The 16,960-nt window shown below is 72.0% G+C and carries 12 protein-coding genes and 1 pseudogene; 3 read left to right on the forward strand and 10 right to left on the reverse strand.

The features are described from left to right. Nucleotides 1-70: 70 nt before the first annotated feature. Complete coding sequence (locus ABT367_RS06795; protein WP_352250308.1) at nt 71-907, forward strand: alpha/beta fold hydrolase; 837 nt, start codon at nt 71-73, stop codon at nt 905-907. Between the two features lie 13 nt (nt 908-920). On the opposite strand, the gene ABT367_RS06800 is transcribed toward ABT367_RS06795, so the two are convergent. The 3 genes from ABT367_RS06800 to ABT367_RS06810 form a co-directional block, all read right to left on the reverse strand. Beyond that, entirely contained in the window at nt 921-1,166 is a 246-nt protein-coding gene (locus ABT367_RS06800; protein ID WP_352250310.1) for a hypothetical protein, read from the reverse strand. Between the two features lie 47 nt (nt 1,167-1,213). Then, entirely contained in the window at nt 1,214-2,131 is a 918-nt protein-coding gene (locus ABT367_RS06805) for a YceI family protein (protein ID WP_352250312.1), read from the reverse strand. 315 nt (nt 2,132-2,446) lie between these two features. Further along, nucleotides 2,447-3,265: an arylamine N-acetyltransferase family protein gene (locus ABT367_RS06810; RefSeq protein ID WP_352250314.1), complete on the reverse strand. Its 819-nt coding sequence runs from the start codon at nt 3,263-3,265 to the stop codon at nt 2,447-2,449. Between the two features lie 125 nt (nt 3,266-3,390). Here ABT367_RS06810 and ABT367_RS06815 point away from each other — a divergent pair, with 125 nt between their 5' ends. After that, complete coding sequence (locus ABT367_RS06815; protein ID WP_352250316.1) at nt 3,391-3,843, forward strand: pyridoxamine 5'-phosphate oxidase family protein; 453 nt, start codon at nt 3,391-3,393, stop codon at nt 3,841-3,843. 41 nt (nt 3,844-3,884) lie between these two features. Here ABT367_RS06815 and ABT367_RS06820 read toward each other — a convergent pair whose 3' ends face one another. The 7 genes from ABT367_RS06820 to leuS all read right to left on the reverse strand — a co-directional run bounded on the left by ABT367_RS06820 (nt 3,885) and on the right by leuS (nt 15,515). Then, nucleotides 3,885-5,162, reverse strand: coding sequence for an MFS transporter (locus tag ABT367_RS06820; protein ID WP_352250318.1), 1,278 nt, complete (start codon nt 5,160-5,162; stop codon nt 3,885-3,887). After that, the gene (locus ABT367_RS06825) at nt 5,159-5,794 is read right to left on the reverse strand and encodes a winged helix-turn-helix domain-containing protein (protein WP_352250320.1); all 636 of its coding nucleotides are present in this window, start codon (nt 5,792-5,794) and stop codon (nt 5,159-5,161) included. Before ABT367_RS06825 ends, ABT367_RS06820 begins: the two co-directional genes overlap by 4 nt. Nucleotides 5,795-5,985: 191 nt before the next feature. Next, nucleotides 5,986-8,805, reverse strand: coding sequence for a ComEC/Rec2 family competence protein (locus tag ABT367_RS06830; protein WP_352250321.1), 2,820 nt, complete (start codon nt 8,803-8,805; stop codon nt 5,986-5,988). Between the two features lie 251 nt (nt 8,806-9,056). Next, complete coding sequence (locus tag ABT367_RS06835; protein WP_434975415.1) at nt 9,057-9,863, reverse strand: helix-hairpin-helix domain-containing protein; 807 nt, start codon at nt 9,861-9,863, stop codon at nt 9,057-9,059. Between the two features lie 782 nt (nt 9,864-10,645). Continuing rightward, nucleotides 10,646-11,491, reverse strand: a complete 846-nt coding sequence (locus tag ABT367_RS06840) for a DegV family protein (protein ID WP_352250323.1) — start codon at nt 11,489-11,491, stop codon at nt 10,646-10,648. 89 nt (nt 11,492-11,580) lie between these two features. Continuing rightward, the gene (locus ABT367_RS06845) at nt 11,581-12,492 is read right to left on the reverse strand and encodes a hypothetical protein (RefSeq protein WP_352250325.1); all 912 of its coding nucleotides are present in this window, start codon (nt 12,490-12,492) and stop codon (nt 11,581-11,583) included. 155 nt (nt 12,493-12,647) lie between these two features. Continuing rightward, the gene (gene leuS, locus ABT367_RS06850) at nt 12,648-15,515 is read right to left on the reverse strand and encodes a leucine--tRNA ligase (RefSeq protein ID WP_352250327.1); all 2,868 of its coding nucleotides are present in this window, start codon (nt 15,513-15,515) and stop codon (nt 12,648-12,650) included. Between the two features lie 482 nt (nt 15,516-15,997). Between leuS and ABT367_RS06855 the strand changes: the two are divergent. Continuing rightward, nucleotides 15,998-16,960: pseudogene (locus tag ABT367_RS06855) on the forward strand (hypothetical protein); the annotation flags it as partial.

The raw sequence follows: 16,960 nt of genomic DNA on the forward strand, positions 1-16,960 counted from the left end.
CCGGACAGGGCTCGCGGCGCGCGGACATTCGTACAAGACCGGGCCGGGTCTGTGCGCGCACCATCCCCGTATGACTGCTGATGAATCCCGCTTCCCGCACGGGATGCACGTGATCCGGGCAGGCGCGCGCGAGGCGCCGCCCCTGGTGCTCATCCACGGTTCGGGGGCTTCCGGCGCCTCGTGGGGTCCCATGACCGCGCTGCTCGCCGAGCGGCACCATGTCGTACGGGTCGACCTTCCGGGCTGTGGGAAGTCCCCGTCCGCGGCGTCCTACGAGGTGCCCGTACAGGCGGGCCGGGTGGCGGCGCTGCTCGATGAGCTCGGGCTGCGGCAGGCCGCCGTGGCAGGGCACTCGAGCGGGGGCTATGTCGCCACCGCGCTGGCCGAGCAGCGCCCCGATCTGGTCGGCTCGCTCGCCCTGATCAGCACCGGTCCCGCGCTCGACGCCCTGCTGCCCGAGCCGTTCGTCCTGCGTGCCCTGCTCGGTCCGCCGTTCGGTCCGCTGCTGTGGACGCTGCGGTCGGATGCCATGGTCCGCAAGGGGATCCGGGAGACGACGGCCCGCCCGGTGGAGGTGGCGGACGAGCTGGTCGCCGGGGTGCAGGGCATCTCGTACCGCACGTTCAGGAAGGTGCTGCGGGCGAACGGTGCGTACATCACCGAGCGGAGCGTGCCCGAGCGGCTCGCGGCGCTCCGGGTGCCGGCGGGGGTCCTCGTGATCTTCGGGGGTGCCGATCCGCGGTGGGACCCGGCGTCGGCCCGCCGGTACGAGCCGGTGCCGCGGACGCGGATCGAGGTGCTGCCCGGAGTCGGGCACGTGCCGCTGCTCGAGGCGCCCGAGGCGACCTGTGAGCTGCTGCTCGCGTTCACGGCGACGGGGTCGGGCCTGCCGCCGGTCAGCCCTTGAGCGGCGGGCCGGCTTACGGGTCTTCGCGCCAGCCCTCGAACTCGGCCGCGAACTCGTCGAGTTCGGCCGGGTCGAGGGCCTCCTCCGCGTCGACCAGGACCACCAGCCACTGCGCGTCCTCGGCGTCGTCCTCGCCGGCCAGGGCGTCCCGTACGAGCTGAGGCTCCTCCGAGACGCCGAAGCGGGCGGGCAGGGCCTCGGCCAGTTCTTCCGCGGTGTCCCGGTCGGGCAGCACCAGGACATGTCGTACGTCGCTCACCTGGCCATTCTCGCCCACAGACAGGTGTGCTGAGGGCGCATGGCGGATCAGGACTTGGGGATGATCTGCACGTCCAGGTCGATGACGATGCTCGGGCCGACCACCGCGATGCCGCGGGCGAGCATGGTCTGCCAGCTGACCGTGAAATCGTCGCGGTGCAGTTCGGTGGTGGCGCGGACGGCGGCGCGGGTCTCGCCCTCCATGCCCTGGCCGATGCCCAGGTATTCGGTGTCGAGGGTGACCGTGCGGGTCACGCCGTGCAGCGAGAGGGCGCCGGTGACGGCCCAGCGGGTGCCGCCGCGGTGGATGAAGCGGTCGCTGTAGAACTCGAGGGTCGGATAGCGGTCGACGTCCAGGAAGTCGGCCGAGCGCAGATGGTCGTCGCGCATCTTCACGTTGGTGTCGATGGAGGCGGCGTCGATCACCACGTGCATGGCGGACTGTTCCATGCGGTCGGCTATCCGGATCGCGCCGGCGAAGGTGTTGAACCGGCCGTGGACGCGCGCGAGTCCGATGTGCCGTGCCGTGAACCCGATCGAGGAGTGGGCCGGTTCGATCTCCCAGTCGCCGGGGGTGGGCAGCGCCGGGGGCTGGGAGACCTGGAGGGTCACGTCACCGAGGGCGGCGTGTCCGCTGGGGGCGACGGTGGCGTTGCCGCGGTAGGGCGTGTAGCCGTCGGCCGAGACGGCGAGGCGGTACTCGCCGGCGGGCACCGTGGCCACGAAGGAACCGTAGGGGTCCGCCTCACCGGCCACGACCTTGCGGCCCATCCCGTCGGTCACGGCGAACTCGGCGCCGCGCACCGGCTCGTTGACCGGGTCGAGCACCCGGCAGCTGAGCAGCCCTCCGCTGGGCGGTACGGCGAAGGCGCTCGCCGAACCGGCCGCGAGGCCGGGGTGGTGGGCGCGCCCTCTGCGGCGGCTGCCCATGCGGTCGGAACGGTTTCCCAGCCGGCGGCCGAACATCGTGGAGTCCCCCTGAACGACTTGTCTGTCTGTGCGTGCGCCCGTTGCAGGTCGTGTCCTGCGTCACGGCGCCGTGCCCTGCGGTGGCACGCGTCGGCGTGTGCGGTGCCGACGTTGCATTCGACCATCAGTGCGGCTTTCGGGGCAACACGGGGTCACATCGCGGGAATGTGCAGGTGGGGATGGGGGTGGGGCTTAGAGGCCCGGCTGGGGGTTAGTGACGGGGTAGGGGTGAATTGACCGTTCCGGTTGGAACGGGAGCGCGGGGTGGGCAGCGGAGGGGTGGGCAGCGGGGGGCAGCGGAGGGGTGGGCGGTCACGTGGCCGCGGGGTCCTTCGGGAGGCGGTCGAGTGCCATGCCGAAGTGGTCGCGGTAGGCGGCCAACACCTCGGCGTCGTCGCCCAGTTCGCTCGTACGGCGCCGGCCGTCCTCCGTCACCGTCAGCCTCCGGCCGCTGAGGGTGGTGCGGCCCCGGTCCGTACGCAGGGAGCAGACCAGGGAGCGGGTGAAGTGCGAGTCGGGCGAGGTGGCGTGGTACCAGGCGCCGGCCGTGAAGTCGCGCAGCGCCCGCGGCCGCAGGTCGACCACGAACTGCGCCTTGCCGTTCATGAACAGGTCCAGATCCCCGTCCGCCGCCTCCGCGAGCCGGAACGAACCGTCCGGATCCTTCTGCTCCGCGCGCTCGGCGAAGGCCAGCGGGTACAGGCTGTGTGCGCCGAAGCCCACGTCGGCCAGCCACTCGTCGCCGTCCGCGTCGCGTACGCGCAGTGCGAGGTGGTCGTACGGGATGCCGGGGCGGCCCTCACCGTCGTACACCCGGGCCTGCAGCAGCGTCACAGCGAAGCCGAGCGCGGCGAGCAACGAGGCGAAGGCGCCGTTGAGTTCGTAGCAGAAGCCGCCCCGCCGGGCGTCGACGATCTTCGCGGCCAGCGCCTCGGGGGCGAGCCGGATCTCCTCGCCCAGGTGGATCGAGAGGTTCTCGAACGGGACGCTGCGCAGATGGCGCTCCTGGAGCATCCGCAGCGCCCTGCCGTCCGGGCGGTCCGGGCGCTCGGCCCCGATCCGCCGCAGATACGTGTCGACTCGCGCCGCCTCCATGGGCTGCGGTGCATCCCTGTGCTCCTGTGCGTCCATGGGCACCAGTGTGGCCGGGCGAGCCCGCGTCGCGGATCGCGCTGCGGATCGGTCCGGGCTACGACTTGAGGCGTAGGGCCGGCGGCCGTTACGGAGATCCGCCGGGCCGACTAGCGTCTGCCGGCATGACTCCACCACCCGCGCGCTCCGCCGAGCAGCGCAAGAAGGATGTGCTGGCCCGACTCGAGAACGACAAGGACGTCTGGGTCGCCACCGCGTCGGCCGAGGGCCTGCCGACCATGGTTCCGCTGTCCTTCGTCTGGGACGACGGCACGCTCCTGCTGTGCACCCGGCGCACCAACCCGACGGCGGTCAACGCCGCCGACGGGTGCCCCGCCGTGGTCACGCTCGGCCATACCCGGGACGTCGTCCACATCGAAGGAACGGCCCGTACGGTCCCGGGGCCCGAGCTGTCCGCGGCGTCGGCCGACGCCTTTGCCGCGAAGCTGGTGTGGGACCCGCGGGACCAGAAGGCCTGGACGTATCTCCGTATCAGCCCCCGTGCGATCCGGGCCTGGCGCGAGGTGAACGAGCTGGCCACACGGGAGTTGATGCGGGATGGGGTGTGGCTGGTGTGAGGGTGGGGCGGGCTTGGCCGGCGTGTTCGTGGGGCGAGGGCTCAGTGGGTGCTCGCCGTCGCTTCGGTCGGGTGTGTGAGTGGTGCGGGTTCCGGCAGGGCTCGGGTGCGTGAGATCGGCGAGCCGAGCAGCCACACCGCGCTGAGCACCGCCCCTGCCGTGCCGATCCACAGGGCGGGCCGCAGCCCGATCAGCGTGCCGAGCACGCCGCCGGCCACGGCACCGAGAGGACGGAAGCCATGGGTCACCGTGCGGAACGCACCGAGCACCCGGGAGCGCAGCCCGTCGGGGATCAGGGCCATCTGCAGGGACCCTGACGCGATGTCGACCAGCATCACCCCGGCGCAGGAGACGAACTCGGCCACGAACAGCATGCCGAGCACTAGCGCCGTGGGGCCGCCGGCCAGCGGAATGAGCATCAGCGGGATCGTGAACGTGGCGAAGCCCGTGACGATGGACGGACCGATACCGATCCTGCGGACGACCGCCCCACTGCAGACCGCCCCGACCACCCCGCCCACCGCGGCCACGCTGAGTACCGCGCCGAACATGCCGGCGCTCAGGCCGAGTTCCTCAGTCGCGTACAGCACGAAGAGCGTGTGGAAGATGAAGTTGAAGAACTGCACGGTGGCTGTGGCCCCGAACATCGACCGCATCAGGGGCTCGCGCAGCGCCCACCGGATGCCCGCCGTGAAATGACCCGGCTCGGGCTCGGCCGGAGGTGGCTCCACGGGGGCGATCCGTGAGAGGCGCTCGGCGGACAGCAGGTAGGTGAGGCCCGTGGTCAGCAGGGCGACGGGCGCCGAGAGCAGACCGACGAGGAGACCGCCGAGTCCGGGGCCGCCCAGCCAGGCCATCGAACGGCTGCCGTTGACCAGGGAATTGCCCTGCACATAGCGCTCGGTGGGCAGCAGCGCCGTGAACACCACAACGTTGCACACATCGAAGAGCACCGTCAGCGCCCCCACTCCGAGCGCCACCGCGTAGAGCTGGACCAGTGTCAGCGCATCCAGCGCGTACGCCACCGGGAGCGAGCAGAGCAGTGCCGCTCGCGCCAGGTCCGTGCCGATCATGATGCGGCGTCGCCGCGCCTGCCGGTCGGCCCAGGCGCCCGCGGGCAGGTTGAGCAGCAGGGCGGGCAGCAGTTCGGCGGTCTTGAGCCAGCCCATCTCCGCCGCGTCGGCGCCGAGCACCACAACTGCCGCCAGCGGTATGGCGAGCAGGGCTATCTGGTCGCCCACGAGCGATACGGTCTGACCGGTCCAGTAGCGCCGGAAGGCCTGCTCCCGCAGGAGCTCGGGAACGCGTGCGCCCTTCATGCCGCACCCCCTCGCCCGTCGCCGTCCCGCCCCGTGGGCTGCTCCGGCACGGCGAACGCCATCCGCATGAACTGCACCACGCGTGCGTCCTCGGGGCGCTGCGCCGGATCCTCGTTGCGCACCTCGTAGGGCCTGACCAGGTCCTCCAACTTGGCGCGCAGATCGGCGAGTTCCCCCGCCGTGAGATACAGCTGGCTGTCACCGAAGGCCTCCGCCTCCTGCCATACGCGCGGCAGCAGATGGCGGCTCTCGATGGCCTTGATCGTCTGCTCGAAGTACAGCTCGGCCACCGCGACCGACAGCGCCGTGGCCGCCTCGGCGACCGCCGGGTCCTCGGAGTACTCGGGCCATGAGGTGTACGCCGTGGTGGCGCGCCAAGGCTTCTCCCTGCCCTGGCCGCCGCCGGCCTGCTCGACGAGCCCGTATTTCTCGAGCATCCGCAGGTGGTACGAGCAGCTGGCCACGGACTCGCCGGTCAGTTCGGCGGCCCGGGTCGCCGTGAACGGGCCTTCCCTGCGCAGCATGCCGACCAGCTTGATCCGCGTCGGATGGCTGTAGGCGCGCAGCGCCTTCGGGTCGGCGAGCCGGGTTTCCCTGGGGGGCGGACTGGGGTCGTGCTTCTTCTCGACCATGCTTCTAAAGCTAGCTTTAGAAAGAAGTCTTTACAAGGGTTTCTTTAGATGGGTCGGAGCTATGTCTGGGTGGGGGCGGGCGCCGGTGGGGGCGCCGGGCGCTGTCAGGGTGGGTGTCGCCCTGGTCACGGGCGATGTCCTGGTGGGCGCTGCCCTGGTCATGGGCGCTGTCAGGGTGGGCGCTGCCCTGGTCATGGGCCGTTGTCCTGGTGGGCGTCGCGGGCCGCCACCCGCAGGGTCGGACCGGCCCCCGCGAGCGCGACCGCGCCGTCCCTGTCCGTGCGCAGTACGGTCGTGCCGAAGGAGCGCAGGGTGTCGATGACGCGGGGCGACGGGTGCCCGTACCCGTTGTCCCGGCCGACTCCGATCACGGCGAGACGCGGTCTGACGCGCTGGAGGAACAAGGGGTCCTGGTGCGCCGACCCGTGGTGCGGGACCTTCAGGACGTCCACTGCCGGAAGGTCGGGGTGGGCTCTCAAGAGCGCTTGCTGTGCGGGCGGTTCGAGATCCCCGGGGAGCAGGAGCGTCAGTCCGGCCGTACGGACCAGGAGGGTGACGCTGGCGTCGTTGGGCTCCGTCGGCGCCGTCGCGCCCGGGTGGTCGGCGGGCGGCCAGAGCACCTGCCAGCGGACCGGCCCCGCACGCCGGCTCTCCCCGGCCGCGGCGGCGAGGAGCGGTACGCCGTGCGCCTCGGCCTGCACCCGTACGAACTCTGCTTGCTCGGGCGGCTGTTGCAGCCCGGTCGCCTGGATCGCACCGACGCTGCGCCCCCGGAGCACGCCGGGCAGGCCCGCCACATGGTCCGCGTGGAAGTGGGTGAGCAGGACGAGCGGGACACGGGTGACGCCCAGCGTGTGCAGACACTGGTCGACGAGCCGGGGGTCCGGACCGGCGTCGATGACCACGGCGGTGCCGGGGCCCGTGGCGAGGACGGAGGCGTCCCCCTGGCCGACGTCGCACAGCACGTAACGCCAGTCGGGCGGTGGCCATCCGGTGAGCACACGGGTGAGCGGGGCCGGTCGCAGCACGGCGAGCACCAGGAGCAGCGCGCAGGCGATCAACGCCAGCGGGTGGCGCAGGACCCGTCGGGCCAGGGGAAGCGAGACGAGCACAAGGACCGCCAGCATCAGCGCACCGCCCCAGCCGTCGGGCCAGTCCGCCTGGGCGCCGGGGAGACCGGCTCCGGTACGGGCGACGGAGGCGACCCACCCGGTCGGCCAACCGGCGCACCAGGCAAGGGCCTTGGCGAGGGGCATCGCCACGGGTGCGAGCACGAGTACGGCGAAGCCGAGGACGGTGGCGGGGGCCACGGCGAGTTCGGCCAGGAGGTTGCAGGGCACCGCGACCAGGCTGACGCGCGAGGAGAGGACGACGACCACGGGCGCGCACACCGCCTGCGCGGACGCCGCGGCCGCGAGCGCCTCCGCGATCCGGGGCGGCACGCGCCGGCGTTGGAGTGCGGCGCTCCACCGGGGTGCGATGACCAGGAGGGCTCCGGTGGCGAGCACGGAGAGCAGGAAGCCGTAACTGTGCGACAGCCAGGGGTCGTACAGGAGCAGCAGCAGCGCGGCCGCGGCGAGCGCGGGGATCAGGGAGCGGCGGCGTCCGGTCGCGATCGCGAGCAGGGCGATGGCGCCGCAGGCCGCCGCGCGCAGCACGCTCGGGTCCGGGCGGCACACGAGGACGAACACGAGGGTCAGGGCGCCGCCGATGACCGCGGTCGTCCGCAGGGACAGTCCCAAGCGCGGCGCGAGGCCTCGGCGTTCGGCACGCATCGCGAGGGCGGGTGGACCGATGAGCAGGACGAGGACGATGGTGAGGTTGCTGCCGGAAACGGCGAGCAGATGCGTGAGGTCCGTGGCGCGGAAGGCGTCGTCCAGGTCGGGCGGTACGCGGGTGGTGTCCCCCACGACCAGGCCCGGGAGCAAGGCGCGGGCGTCGGCGGGGAGGCGGTCGGTGGCCTCGCGGAGCCCGGCCCGCAAGTCGCCCGCGGTGCGCTGCAGGGCGGTGGGGCCCTCGATGATGTGCGGTTCCTGGCCGCCGGGAACCCGCAGCACGGCCGCGACTCGGTCACCGCCGGACAGAGGTGGCGACAGCGAGGCGCGCAGGTGGAGGCGGGTGGAGGGCAGGAGGGACAACCACGCCGAGTCGGTGGGGGGTTGGGATGTCGGGGAGGGTTCGCCGATGGGGGGGGGGCGGCGGGTGTCGGGCTCGGTGGGGAGTTGGGATGTCGGGGAGGGTTCGCCGGTGAGGGTGAGGCGGTAGGTGTCCGTCGCGGTGGGGCTGACGCCCGGCGCCGGGGAGCGTGCGCCGATGCGGGTGGGGCGGCGGGTGTCGGGCTCGGTGGGGCTGGTGCTCGGCGGGGCAGGGCGGGTTCCCGGTGGGACAGGGCTGGCGCCTGGTCGGACAGGGCTGGCGCCTAGTGGGGCAGAACTGGAGCTCGATGGGACGGAGCCGGCGCTCGGCGGGGCCGGGCGGGCGATGACCAGGACCGGGGTGCGGGTGGCGACCGTGCCGGTGTCGGTGGTGGTGACGCGGCGGACGTCGGCGTCGAAGACGATGCTCGGCGGCGCCAGACGGTCGCCGTCGACCCGCGGCCGGGAGATCCGGGGGTCCGAGGTGACGGTCAACTCGACGGTGACAGTGGCGTACGTGCCGGCCAGGCCGGGGAGCGGGCCCTGGTACAAGTCGGCCGAGTGCAGCCCGGCGGACAGCGCGGCACCGCCCGCACAGAGCAGCGCGGCGGCGGCAGCGAGCAGGACAGGGATACGAGGGCGGGCGGGCGCGGCGGGCGGGGGTGCCGCAGAGTCGGCGGTCGCTGGGTCCGGAGCCCCGGCCGGTGGCGTCGCAAACCCCCTCCGCCGCCCCTGCCTTTCCCGGCGCCGCGCCAACTCCCAGCCCAGCAACGCCAGAGCGAGGAGGAGACAGCCGCCCGCAGCCGGCCAGATGCGGTCCAGCGGGTGTCCGACCGCCAGGGCCGCCGCTGCCCAGGCGGCCAGCACTGGTGGCACGAGACGGAGGTCCGCGGGCCCCTCCTGCCGAGGGTGGGAGGCGCCCAGCCGATGGCCCGACGCGGCATGCACTGCTGGACGCGGCAAGGTGTGCCCATCCGAGTTCCCCAGGGAGCCCTGCGAGGAGGCCCCCGAAGAGCCATGGGAGGAACTCCGTGCGGAGGCCCCCGAAGAGCCATGTGACGAGGCCCCCGAGGAACCAGCCGCACTCCCCTCCCCAGCCGCACCCCCCTCCCCACCCCACCCCCCGCTCACAGCCGCACCGCATCCTTCAGTTCGGCGAAGCGTCGGTCGCCGATGCCGTTCACTTCGCGGAGTTCGTCCACGGAGCGGAAGCCGCCGTGCTCGGTGCGGTGGTCGATGATGTGCTGGGCGAGGACGGGGCCGACGCCGGGCAGGGTGTCCAGTTGCTCCAGGGACGCCGAGTTGAGGCTCACGGGCCCGCCCGGTACCGCACCCGCGCCCACGGCCGCACCGCCCCCGGGAACCTGGGCGCCCGGCGGGCCGCCGACCACCACCTGCTCACCATCGATCAGCACCCGGGCCCGGTTGAGCCCTGAGAGATCCGTACCGGGCTTGGTGCCGCCCGCGGCGCGCAAGGCATCCCCGACCCTCGAACCGAGCGGAAGCCGATGCACCCCCGGCTCCCGCACCCGGCCGCTGATGTCCACAACAACCGTGCCGGCCACGCCACTTGACGGGCCTCCCCCACCATTCCCCTCCGCGCCCCCGGGCCGCTCAGCCGCGCCCGCTTGCGCGCCGACGGGTGCGGCAGGAGCCGCCCGTACCAGATCGGGAGCACTTACCGACTGCGGCCGCCCCAGCCAGAAGTGCTGCACGGCCAGCGCGGCGCCGAGCACGAGGAGCACCGCGAGCACGACCACGTTGCGCCGCTCGAGACCGCAACGGGACTGCACCCACAGCGGCAGCCGCTCCCGCAGCGCAAGCCGCCAACGCTCACCCCGCGCACCGTCCGCATCTCGCACACCGTCCGCACCGTCCGCACCGCGCACACCGTCCGCACCCCACGCACCGTCCGCACTCGGCGCACCACTCACCCTCGACCCGACAGCCGTACTCGACCCGACGTCCACACTCAGCCGGCCGTCCGCACTTAGCCGGCCGTCCGCACTTAGCCCGACGTCCGCACTCGGCCCGACATACCCGGCCCCCGGCTCGACCCGCACGGCCAGCGGCCCGCCGCCCACCTCAGGCTCGGGCGACGACGACCCCCGTACGCCTTCGTCCGCAGCCGTCCCGCGGCGGCGCACCACGGCGGCCCCGGAAGCGCGCCGCGCCTCACCGGTACGCCCCGCGATGACATCCGCCGCGTCCCGGTCAACTGCCCAGCGGGGAACGGCAGGACCGTCCCACCGGGGCAACGCGGGGACCTCCGCACCGGGCCCCGACTCCTGCGGCGGCTGCTCGAAGAGCCGGGCCGCCCGCCATCTCAACCTCTCCGCGGCCACCTGCTCACGGCGCCGCCGGCGCCGGACACGGCGATGCCCGGCCCGGCCGTCGGAGGACGGACCGCGCCCGGGTCCACTGGTCGGTACCCGCCCGGGTCCGCTGGTCGGTACCCGCCCGGGTCCGCTGGTCGGGGCGGAGGCCGAAGGGTCGTGGGCGACCTGCGAGTTGCGCGATGAGGTCGACATGCGGACGACCGTAGAGATCGCCGCCGCGGCAAGTGGATCTTGCTCAATTCCTGTGGACAACTACCCGGTTGTGGAAAACCTCGCCGCCCACGTGGGTGACAAAGCAGGCGACCAAGCAGGTGACGAAGCAGGCAACCAAGCAGGCAACCAAGCAGGCGACCAAGCGGCTGACAAGGCCGCCCACTTCACCGAGCCGAAACCACCACACCCAGCAACCCAGGCCCTGTGTGCGCCCCGATCACCGCCCCGACCTCGCTGACATGCAGCTCCCCGAGCCCGGGCAGCCGCCCCTGCAGCCGCTCCGCCAGCGCCGCCGCCCGCTCGGGCGCGGCGAGATGGTGCACCGCGATGTCCACGCGCGCCGATCCGGCGCGCTCCGCCGCGATCTCCTCGAGCCGCGCGATGGCCCTGGACGCGGTCCGCACCTTCTCGAGGAGCTCGATCCGCCCCCCGTCCAGCTGCAGCAGCGGCTTGACCGCGAGCGCCGAGCCGAACAGCGCCTGGGCGGCGCCGATCCGGCCGCCCCGGCGCAGATAGTCGAGGGTGTCGACATAGAAGTACGCGGCGGTGGACGCGGCCCGCTTCTCCGCGGCCGCCACCGCCTCGTCCACCGTGCCGCCCGCCTCGGCCGTCTCCGCTGCCGTCAGGGCGCAGAAGCCGAGGGCCATCGCGACCATGCCGGTGTCCACCACCCGTACCGGAATCGGCGCGTCCTTCGCGGCGACCACGGCCGCGTCGTACGTACCGGAGAACTCCGAGGAGAGATGCAGCGAGACGATCCCCGTGGCGCCGGATGCGGCCACCTCGCGATAGGTCCGCGCGAACGTTTCGGGACTCGGGCGCGAGGTCGTCACCGGGCGGCGCTTCTGCAGCGCCTGGGCCAGGGAACGTGCGGAGATCTCCGTACCCTCTTCGAGGGCCTGATCACCGAGGACGACGGTCAGCGGGACGGAGGTGATGCCGTGCCGTTCCATCGCCGGCTGCGGCAAGTAGGCCGTTGAATCCGTGACGATCGCGACATGGCGGGACATGAGCTGGAGATTACCTGCCGGGGAGACAAGGCGGCAGACCGGCCCTCACCGTACCGGTCCCGACAGCGTGCGTCCGCACCGGGAAAGCCTCAGCCGCGCCCTTCCGGCCGCGCCTCCGGCTGAGCTTGCTTCTGCCACGGATACGTGACCTGCGGCGCGGGCGGCTCGATCGCCTGCGGACCCGCCTCGCCCTGAGCCCCCTCGCCCTGACCCGCCAGATCCCGGTCCGGCCAGGTCTGTTCGGCCGGCGCCGCGGGCCCGTCGATCAGCGTCGGCTCGGGCCAGGCCGGCGGCGCGGGAGCGGGAGTAGGCGCAGACGTAGGCGTCGGTGTGGGAGCAGCAGGAGTGGGCCTGGACGACGAGGCCGGCGAAGGCACGGAAGCACCGGCCTGCTCCCCCGTACGCGACGAAGATCCAGCACCCGACCCGGACCCCGACCCAGCCGCCCCCGACTCCTCCCGAGTCCAGTGCCGCAGCGCCCCCGACTCCACATCGATCTGCGCGCGCAGCGACTCGAACTCGTCGTCCGCGAACCGCCGCGCACGGTCCTGCGCCGCGAAGCGCAGCGAGTCCGCTGCCGCGGTGATCCGGTCCGTACGCTCCTTCAACTCCGGGAGCTGCGCGCCGAGGCGGGCCTTGTCGGGCTCGCGCTCGAGGCGCTTGAGGTCGGCGTCGAGCTCCCAGCCGTGCACGCTCAGACGCTCGAAGAGACCCATCGACTCCTGCAGCGAGGCGTCCTCCGCGACCGCCGCGTGCAGCGCGTCCTGCGTGGCGCGCATCGAGGTGCGCAGCTTCAGACGCAGCTGGGCGAGCTCGCCCGCCGGGCCGATCTGCGCGAGGGTCCGCGCCTTGAGCGTGGAGTCCTCGACATGGCGGCGCGCCTGCGTGATCGTGCGGTCGACACCGCGCTTGGCGGCCTTCACGACCTTCACCGTGACGAACACCCCCAGCGCCACGAACAGCACGAAGAGCACGGCCAGCACGGCGAGTACTTCACCCATGAGGGGCTCCTAAGCGGGGGGAACTGAGCATCGGACGAGCTTCTTCCACCGTAAACGCCCAAGGGCAGGCCGAGGGTTCCGCAGAACCCCCAACCTGCCCTTAGGGGACATCCCCAAAGCGCACCAGAACACCCGGAGCGCCTCAAAACATCAGGTCACGCCGGAACGATGTTCACCAGCTTCGGAGCCCGCACGATCACCTTCCGGATCCCCGCACCGTCCAGCGCCGCGACGACCTTCTCGTCCGCCAGCGCCAGCGCCTCCAGCTCGCTGTCGGAGATCGTCGGCGGCACCTCCAGGCGCGCCTTGACCTTGCCCTTGATCTGGACGACGCAGGTCACGGCCTCGTCGACCACATACGCGGGGTCGGCGACCGGGAACTCCTGGTACACGACCGAGTCGGTGTGCCCCAGCTTGCGCCACAGCTCCTCACCGACGTGCGGGGCCAGCGGCGCGATCATCCGCACCAGTTGGTCCGCGACCGGACGCGGCACCGGGCCGCCCACCTTGGTCAGGTGGTTGTTCAGCTCCGTGATCTTGGCGATCGCGGTGTTGAAGCGCAGGCCCTCCAGGTCCTGGCGCACCCCGTCGATGGCCTTGTGCAGCACGCGCAGCGTGGCCTCGTCCGGCTCGGTGTCCACGACCGTGACCTCACCGGTCTGCTCGTCGACGACATTGCGCCACAGCCGCTGCAGCAGCCGGAACTGACCGACGACCGCACGCGTGTCCCAGGGTCGCGAGACGTCCAGCGGGCCCATCGCCATCTCGTACAGACGCAGGGTGTCCGCGCCGTACTCGGCGCACATGGCCTCCGGAGTGACCGCGTTCTTCAGGGACTTGCCCATCTTGCCCAGCTCGCGCTTGACCGGCTCGCCCTCGAAGTAGAAGCCTCCGTCGCGCTCCTCGACCTGGTCGGCCTGGACCGGGAAGCCACGGCTGTCGCGGTAGACGTACGCCTGGATCATGCCCTGGTTGTACAGGCGGTGGAACGGCTCGGCGGCCGACACATGGCCCAGGTCGAACAGCACCTTGGACCAGAACCGCGCGTACAGCAGGTGCAGTACGGCGTGCTCCTGGCCGCCCACGTACAGGTCGACGCCACCGTGCGGCTTGTTCTCGCGCGGACCCATCCAGTAGCGCTCGACGTCCGGGTCGACCAGCTGCTCGGAGTTGTGCGGGTCCAGGTAGCGCATCTCGTACCAGCACGAACCCGCCCAGTTGGGCATGGTGTTGGTCTCGCGGCGGTACGACTTGACGCCGTCGCCCAGGTCCAGCTGGACGTTGACCCAGTCCTCGTTGCGCGACAGCGGGGTCTCCGGGGAGGTGTCCGCGTCGTCCGGGTCGAAGGTGCGCGGCGAGTAGTCGTCGACCTCCGGCAGCTCCAGGGGCAGCATCGACTCGGGCAGCGCGTGCGCGACGCCGTCCTCGTCGTAGACGATCGGGAACGGCTCGCCCCAGTAGCGCTGGCGGCTGAACAGCCAGTCGCGCAGCCGGAAGTTGACGGTGCCCTCGCCGATGCCGTTCTGCGACAGCCACTCGGTGATCTTCGCCTTGGCCTCGACGACACCCAGACCGTCCAGGGACACCGAGTCCGAGGAGGAGTTCACCAGCTTCGCCTCGTACGAGGAGAAGGCGTCGTCCCACGTCGACGGGTCCGTGCCCCGGTCGTCCGAGGGCTCCACGACACAGCGCATCGGCAGCTCGAAGGCGCGCGCGAACGCGAAGTCACGGGTGTCGTGCGCCGGGACGGCCATGATCGCGCCGGTGCCGTACCCCATCAGGACGTAGTCGGCGATGAAGACGGGGACCTGCTCGCCGCTGACCGGGTTGACCGCGAACGCGCCGGTGAAGACGCCGGTCTTCTCCTTGGCGTCGGCCTGCCGCTCGACATCGGACTTCGAGGCCGCGAACGCGCGGTACTTGGCGACGGCCTCGGCCGGCGTCGCGTGCCCGCCGGTCCACACGTCGTGCGTGCCCTCGGGCCACGAGGCCGGGACGATGGTGTCGACCAGCTCGTGCTCGGGCGCCAGCACCATGTACGTGGCACCGAACAGCGTGTCCTGGCGGGTGGTGAAGACCGTGATCTTCTCGTCGCCGACCGGGAAGTCGACCCGCGCACCCTCGGAGCGCCCGATCCAGTTGCGCTGCTGCAGCTTGATCGCCTCGGGCCAGTCCAGCGCCTCCAGGTCGTCCAGCAGACGATCGGCGTACGCCGTGATCCGCATGTTCCACTGGCGCAGCTTGGACTTGAAGACCGGGAAGTTGCCGCGCTCGGAGCGTCCGTCGGCGGTGACCTCCTCGTTGGCCAGCACGGTGCCCAGACCGGGGCACCAGTTGACCGGCGCGTCCGAGGCGTACGCCAGCCGGAACTCGCTCAGGACGTCGGCGCGCTCACCCTCGCTCAGCTCGCCCCACGCCCGGTCCGTACCGGGCACGGGCCGCGCGCCGCTCTCGAACTGCGCGACCAGCTCGGCGATCGGACGGGCCTTCTCGGCGTCCTCGTCGTACCAGGAGTTGAAGATCTGCAGGAAGATCCACTGGGTCCACTTGTAGTACTCGGGGTCGATCGTGGCGATCGAGCGGCGCTTGTCGTGGCCCAGGCCCAGCCGGCGCAGCTGGGACTTCATGTTCTCCATGGCCGCCTCGGTGGACACCCGCGGGTGCGTACCGGTGGCGACGGCGTGCTGCTCGGCGGGCAGGCCGAAGGCGTCGAAGCCCAGGGTGTGCAGCACGTTGTACCCGGTCATGCGGTGGAACCGGGCGTAGACGTCGGTCGCGATGTAGCCCAGCGGGTGCCCGACGTGCAGACCCGCACCCGAGGGGTACGGGAACATGTCCATGATGAACTTCTCGGGCCGCCCGGAGACCGCGGCGTCGCCCGCCAGATCGCCCTTCGGGTTGGGCGCCTCGTACGTGCCGTCGGCGTCCCAGATGTCCTGCCAGCGCGCCTCGATGTCCGCGGCCATGGCCGCGGTGTAGCGGTGCGGGGCTGCGACTTCGGCAGCCGAATTCGTCTCGCTCATGATCCTTAGGGCTCCATCGATCGTCTCTGCCGCGGTTCGACTGCGACGTACAGCCGAAATGAAAAAACCCCTCGCACAGGAGGGGACGCCGCGCTGATGCCGACCCACGAATCGTCAGTGGTCGGTACTGATCAGCGCGGCTCGCTAAGCAGAAGGCGTACGGCACGCATGGCGTCAGGGTACCGCAGGGGCCGAGCCGCCCGCACCGGGCTTCTCTCCCGCCCCGGGGGCGGGGTTACTCGGCGTACCGGCCTCTATCGGGGCAACGTCAAGAGACGCTCGCCACTTGATAACAACGCAATAACTCAAACCCCGAACTGGTCGGTACGGCGCCACTTAGCATGCGGCAGCGGGACCCGCTTTCGAACCACCATCCGGGAGTCATCCCCATGAAACCTCTCACCCCCCATAGCCGCAAGATCCGCTCCTTACCCACCTCCCCGGGGCCGGGCCGCGCGGCACGTGGAGCTTTATCCGGCGCGGTGCTGCTCCTGATACCCCTCGTCGTCATCGTCGGGAGCGACGGCTTCCGGGCCGCCCTCGACTTCACGACCGGGGTGCTCAGCCTCGTCTCGTTGACCTCCAGCATCGTCTGGGGCCTCGTCGCCTCCGACAGCCTCTTCCTCTCGCCGAAGCAGCGGCTCCTCGCCCAGGGTGTGCACCGGGCGACCGCGATCGCCGCGCTCGGCTTCCTGCTTCTGCACGGCACCGTCAAGCTGGTCCTCGGGCATGTGTCCGCGATCGGCGCCCTCATCCCGTTCGGCCTCGGCGTGACCGGTACGGACGGGCTGATCGGCTTCGGCACCCTCGCCGGACTCCTGATGATCGTCACCGGTGTCACCGGCGCGCTGCGCAGCTCCTTCGCCTCCCCGGCCCGGATCGCCGGGCGCTGGCGCGCGCTGCACATGCTGGCCTATCCCGCCTGGTGCTCGGCCCTGGTGCACGGTCTGTACGCGGGCCGTCAGGCCGCCCCCTGGATCGTGGCGATGTACTGCCTGTGCCTGGCCGGCGTCACCGGGGCGCTCGCGCTGCGCGCGGCTCCGCTGCCGGTCAAGCGCAAGGTGGCGCGCAGAATCCTCGCCCTCCTGGACGCGCAGACCCGTATCCCCCGTGTCGCGGCGGGCGGCACCCCGCGCCGCGAAGGGCCGCTGCCCGGCATGGAGGCCCTCTCCGCCACTTCCGAGCCCGGCGCCCCTCGTCCCCAACTCCCGTCCCAGCAGGGTGGGTTCACCTCCTCGTACGAAGGGGAGCGTCCTCGCGCCAGGTACGAGCAGGAACGCCCGCCCGTCAGGTACGAGCAGGAACGCCCTTCCCCTGTGTACGAGGAGGAGCGCCCCCGCACCGGCAGCGGCATGGCGGCCGCGTACCGCGCCGTCTCCACGGCCCCGGGAGAGCGCCCGCTGCCGCTCCAGGAGGAGCACTCCGGCCGCTGGCCCCACCCGTCC

Source organism: Streptomyces mesophilus (assembly GCF_040300965.1).
Lineage (GTDB): Bacteria > Actinomycetota > Actinomycetes > Streptomycetales > Streptomycetaceae > Streptomyces > Streptomyces mesophilus_A.

Coding starts and splice junctions, on each gene's coding strand:
- ABT367_RS06795 (WP_352250308.1), top strand. CDS start 71: ATGACTGCTGATGAATCCCGCTTCCCGCACGGGATGCACGTGATCCGG.
- ABT367_RS06805 (WP_352250312.1), bottom strand. CDS start 2,131: ATGTTCGGCCGCCGGCTGGGAAACCGTTCCGACCGCATGGGCAGCCGC.
- ABT367_RS06810 (WP_352250314.1), bottom strand. CDS start 3,265: ATGGACGCACAGGAGCACAGGGATGCACCGCAGCCCATGGAGGCGGCG.
- ABT367_RS06815 (WP_352250316.1), top strand. CDS start 3,391: ATGACTCCACCACCCGCGCGCTCCGCCGAGCAGCGCAAGAAGGATGTG.
- ABT367_RS06820 (WP_352250318.1), bottom strand. CDS start 5,162: ATGAAGGGCGCACGCGTTCCCGAGCTCCTGCGGGAGCAGGCCTTCCGG.
- ABT367_RS06825 (WP_352250320.1), bottom strand. CDS start 5,794: ATGGTCGAGAAGAAGCACGACCCCAGTCCGCCCCCCAGGGAAACCCGG.
- ABT367_RS06840 (WP_352250323.1), bottom strand. CDS start 11,491: ATGTCCCGCCATGTCGCGATCGTCACGGATTCAACGGCCTACTTGCCG.
- ABT367_RS06845 (WP_352250325.1), bottom strand. CDS start 12,492: ATGGGTGAAGTACTCGCCGTGCTGGCCGTGCTCTTCGTGCTGTTCGTG.
- leuS (WP_352250327.1), bottom strand. CDS start 15,515: ATGAGCGAGACGAATTCGGCTGCCGAAGTCGCAGCCCCGCACCGCTAC.